The organism is Streptococcus loxodontisalivarius, from assembly GCF_016908645.1.
GTDB classification, from domain to species: domain Bacteria; phylum Bacillota; class Bacilli; order Lactobacillales; family Streptococcaceae; genus Streptococcus; species Streptococcus loxodontisalivarius.
The window spans coordinates 1-3,775 of sequence record NZ_JAFBEH010000084.1 but is presented as its reverse complement, the minus strand read 5'-3'; the positions used below and the strand labels follow the sequence as shown (position 1 = coordinate 3,775).

The following is a 3,775-nucleotide window of genomic DNA, read 5'->3' as shown; positions in this document are numbered from 1 at the left end:
AGAAAACTTAACGAGTTTGACCGCCAATCTTCAACAATCGTTAGTAATATTTCTGCACTTGAAGGAGCCCTTAAGTCAGGGACAGCTCAAGTTGTAGCAGATTTTAATGGATTTAGTGCCACAACAGGATTTCCAAGTTATGATACAGGTGATTTAGAGTGGGTGAAAGAAACACAGCTTGCATGGAATAAGAGGCGAGCAACAATTGATGCAACTTATATTTCTGAAGTGGAGAGTAATAATCAATATGATAGAATTGTACAAAAAGTTTATGATTATAAAGAATTAACTGATGAAGATGTTGAATTTCTGGTAACCTATTCAGATAAAAATCCTAGTAAAAAACTTGACAAAGAAATACAGGAAGCACTAAATAGATACTTTGGTATTGAAAAATCTAAGGATGCAGTTGATGCCATGAGTAAGGGGAGTTCTATTTATGACTACTTCAATATTTATAAAGCTGTAATAGTGGAGACGGTTGCTAGTTCAGAAAAAGCCGGTGAATTATCTAGAGCATTAAAAGCGAAAGATTTTAGTAAATTTATGGATATATCTGAAGATGTTATGAAAAACTCTGAATGGATTGCATCATTTGAAAAAGTAAACAATATAATTGGGGGAGAAGGGCTATCAATTGATGATCTAAAGTCTGGCTGGAATGCTATTAAAGTGGGTAAAAAACCAGGTGGTTTAACAGTAAAAAATACTGCTAAAAGTATAGGTGTTTTAGGAGGTGCAGTAGCAGTATTTGATGGTGTAAGTACTTATTTTGATAGAAGGGAGCAGTATGGGGAACAAGCAGCAATGATTGATGGAGTAGCTCATACAGGTACAGCTGTAACCTCAATATATGCTGGTTCGTTGATTGGTAGTGCTATTCCAATTCCTGTAGTTGGTACTGTTGTTGGAGCAGTAGGTGGTTACTTAGTAGGTGGAACTTTAAATACATTGTATGATGGATTGGTTCATAATGACTGGGATTTGGATAATTTTAGTTTGTGGTAGAAAAGTGGTGAAACGAAATGTTTAAGAGAAAAATTTATTTAGGAATCTCACCAAGAGGTACTGTTTACTATGATAAAAAGAGTAAAGATGCAATTATTGCAAAAAAGAGTGTATTGCACTCTTCGGAAAAACAGATAAAAAGAAGTAACATCGCATATGTATTGTTTATTTTGATTATTCTAAGTACTTTTATAAAATTTGTACCAATTAAAATAGCATTTTCTGGAAAATGGACAGTAGAAACGCTGTATTATTTAGTATTGTTGTGGTTTATTGAGGCTTTTGTATTAATATATGTAACTCATAAAGCTCTTTTTGATAATATTACGGTATCATCTTGTGCAACTAGAGAAAATTTTGAAGGAGCACTAGTAAATAATAAGTATTGGGATAAATTTTGCGTAAATGGAAATGTTTCATGGAGGAATTTTATTGAAATCTACATTGGGCGTATATTAATCACCCTTTGTAATCCTGCTATCATTTTTATTTTTTATAAAGTAAATCAAGCAGGAAATCTTATTGGAACGCCGATCAACAGCTCTATATTTATGCTTTCATTATTTGGTATAATTCCAGGAGTTACTTGGATTATGTGGTTTGAAAATAACCCTGCTACGTGGTTACACATTGTTAGAAAATACCAACAAGGAAAGTTGAATGTTAATTTTGCAGAAGAAAGGAAAGAGAAGAATGTCTATTAAAATTTTACCATTAGGAAGTGTTGTTCGCTTGAATGATGGTGATATAAAAGTAATGGTTATTGGACGTTATCCCTTATATGAAAACAAGGGAGAGGTTGGTTATTTTGACTATGCGGCCTGTATTTACCCTACAGGACTCAATAGTGAGGAGAATTATTTTTTTAATGAAGAAGACATTGCAGAAATCTTTTTTGAGGGATATGTAGATGAAAGTGAGGAAGAAGCACAAAAAATTTTTAAGCAGCAATTTGAGCGTATTACAGTTCCCCATTTCAAAGTTGAAAATATGGAAAATCAAAATTAGCTTAGAGTAAATCTCATTCAATAAGATAGCTAGTGGCTTGTCAGCTATGGGAAGTAGTGTGTCAACCGCAAGTAACAGCCGTTCGCAGGCTTTGAATCAAGCCCTAAGTTCATTTGCACAATTTGCAGGAGCAAGTGACTTAAAAGGTAAGGCCTATGATAGTGCCAAGAATTACCAAGCTAGTGTTTTAACGCCATTGCTTCAGGGACTTATTATCTATACTGAAGCAGTAGGAAGTGCCGCAAGTACACTTTCCTCAACCTATGCCAGCCTTTGTGGAGGTGAGAGTTTAGATAGTGATCAGTTGGAAGCTGAGATTAATAGCAAGCAGGCTAGTGTTATAACGGCTCAAAATCTTGTTAGAACTCTCTCAAAAGATGAGAATGTTACAGCTGCCACACGTAAACAAGCCAGTGATTATGCCAGCTCATTACAAAGTGACCTGAATAAGACCCGAGAGAAGTTGAGAAAACTTAACGAGTTTGACCGCCAATCTTCAACAATCGTTAGTAATATTTTTGCACTTGAAGGAGCCCTTAAGTCAGGGACAGCTCAAGTTGTGGCAGATTTTAATGGATTTAATCCTATTAATGGATTTCCAACTTATGATAATGTTAGTCTTGAGTGGAAAAAAACAATTTCGAAAGATATTAAAGAACGTGAAGAATTAATTTCGGAATATAATATTGTAGTAGAAAAAGCAAAGAACAACAAAGAGGTGACTGATAAGGACTTAGAAGTTATTTCTAGGTATGGTGACCGTTTTCCAACGGCTCAGGTAGATGAAGAATTAATTCCTTGGTTAGTAAACAATGAGAGTCTATCTCAAAATGTTGCCGAAGGTTTATCAACTGCGGCAACATTTGCTGATTATAATAGGACTTTTGTTAGAGTTTCTATGGAGTCTTATGAAACAATAAAAGCAGTTCAAAATGGTGCATTTACAGGAGATAACCTTTGGCAGAAAATGAAGAATTTGAATAATGTAGTTCAAAATAGTGATTCTGTTTCACTTGTAGATGATGCTGAAGATATAGTTGTAGATGGACTTAAAGGTAGCAGCGTTACAAGTGCAGCAGGGAAGTGGTCATATAAAGGTAATGTTGGATATCTTGGGACATTGGGTTCTGTCTTAGAGGGTACTTCAACTTATTTAGAGCGAAAGGACAAATATGGAGCTCAGTCGGCTGCAATTGATGCGGTTGCACATACAGGGATAGCTCTGGCTACAACATATGTAGGCTCTGTAATTGGTAGTGCTATTCCAATTCCAATAGTAGGTACAGTAGCTGGAGCATATTTGGGGAGTGTTTTGGGTAATGTACTTGAAACAATTTACGACGAATCGACTCATGATAAATTAGAATGGTCAGATATTACAACAGATGTTTTTAAGGCATGGTAACAAAATGATCTGGTTTAGACGAAGAATTTATGTGGGTGAGACAGATGGATGCGCAGTTTACTTAGACTTGAAAACAAATCAAGCCTTGGTTGCAGATAAATCAGCTCTGTTGAATACTGAAGGTGCTAAGAAAACCAATCGAGCAATAGTTCCCCTTATTGTTTTGATAGAGATTCTACCGATAATTTTTGGTTATTACAATATTACTTTTCAAAATAAAGGCTATTACTCACCTGAACTTATCCCAATATTTGGTTTTGCTTATATTTTCTACCAATTGTCAAGTATTTCAATGCTTTAAAGAGAAAATAATTTTTAGACAGTAGATATTTTGAGATTACTATCTGATTTTTG

5 protein-coding genes are annotated in these 3,775 nt (G+C 34.8%); all 5 read left to right on the top strand.

Features of this window, described 5'->3' with window-relative positions; genetic code table 11:
* On the top strand, positions 1-1,008 hold a 1,008-nt coding region (locus tag JOC28_RS10550), incomplete at its 5' end, for a hypothetical protein (RefSeq protein ID WP_205010629.1).
* A gap of 17 nt (positions 1,009-1,025) precedes the next feature.
* Positions 1,026-1,712, top strand: a complete 687-nt coding sequence (locus tag JOC28_RS10545) for a hypothetical protein (RefSeq protein ID WP_205010628.1) — start codon at positions 1,026-1,028, stop codon at positions 1,710-1,712.
* Positions 1,702-2,016, top strand: a complete 315-nt coding sequence (locus JOC28_RS10540; RefSeq protein ID WP_205010627.1) for a DUF4176 domain-containing protein — start codon at positions 1,702-1,704, stop codon at positions 2,014-2,016. The genes JOC28_RS10545 and JOC28_RS10540 overlap by 11 nt, the downstream gene beginning before the upstream one ends.
* A gap of 58 nt (positions 2,017-2,074) precedes the next feature.
* A complete protein-coding gene (locus tag JOC28_RS10535; protein ID WP_205010626.1) occupies positions 2,075-3,421 on the top strand; it encodes an LXG domain-containing protein in 1,347 nt (448 codons plus the stop codon).
* Between the two features lie 31 nt (positions 3,422-3,452).
* Positions 3,453-3,722 (top strand): hypothetical protein, encoded by a 270-nt coding sequence (locus tag JOC28_RS10530; RefSeq protein WP_205010625.1) that lies wholly within the window; start codon positions 3,453-3,455, stop codon positions 3,720-3,722.
* Positions 3,723-3,775: the final 53 nt, after the last annotated feature.